This window comes from Metabacillus sp. RB-C-LZQ-3-1 (assembly GCF_058315175.1).
This window is the reverse complement of the sequence record NZ_JBZFLI010000063.1, coordinates 1-537: the sequence shown is the minus strand read 5'-3', so window position 1 is coordinate 537 and position 537 is coordinate 1. Positions and strand designations below refer to the sequence as shown.

Below are 537 nucleotides of genomic sequence, written 5' to 3'. Positions count from 1 at the left end.
TTTGTTTTAAAACACTCTAAGTTTGACACCCAAATCTCAGAAGAATTATTCAAGCAGCAGTTCGATTTGTGTGCTGTTGTAATGCTTCGCAGCATACTCAAACGTGCTCTACCAACTGAACTAATGGCTTATTTTATAATGAGATGTATACTTTATTATGAGTGGTGCCGGCGAGAGGACTTGAACCCCCAACCTACTGATTACAAGTCAGTTGCTCTACCAATTGAGCTACACCGGCATATGGTGGAGGATGACGGGATCGAACCGCCGACCCCCTGCTTGTAAGGCAGGTGCTCTCCCAGCTGAGCTAATCCTCCGGATAAGAATTGCATTTGACAATTCTATATAATGTTACTACCTGGCAACGTCCTACTCTCACAGGGGGAAACCCCCAACTACCATCGGCGCTGAAGAGCTTAACTTCCGTGTTCGGCATGGGAACGGGTGTGACCTCTTCGCCATCATCACCAGATAACTGCGACAAGAATGATTATACTATTTTGAGGGAATTTTTCAAGTCTTTTTTAAATTTTTTTT

2 tRNA genes and 1 rRNA gene are annotated in these 537 nt (G+C 43.8%); all 3 read right to left on the bottom strand.

The annotated features are described in order from the left end of the window. Window positions 1–162: 162 nt before the first annotated feature. A tRNA-Thr gene (locus AC4GZ8_RS26425) sits at window positions 163–238 on the bottom strand. A 3-nt stretch (window positions 239–241) separates the two neighbouring features. Continuing rightward, window positions 242–317 (bottom strand) — tRNA-Val (locus tag AC4GZ8_RS26420). Between the two features lie 39 nt (window positions 318–356). After that, window positions 357–472 (bottom strand): 5S ribosomal RNA (rrf, locus tag AC4GZ8_RS26415). Between the last annotated feature and the right edge of the window lie 65 nt (window positions 473–537).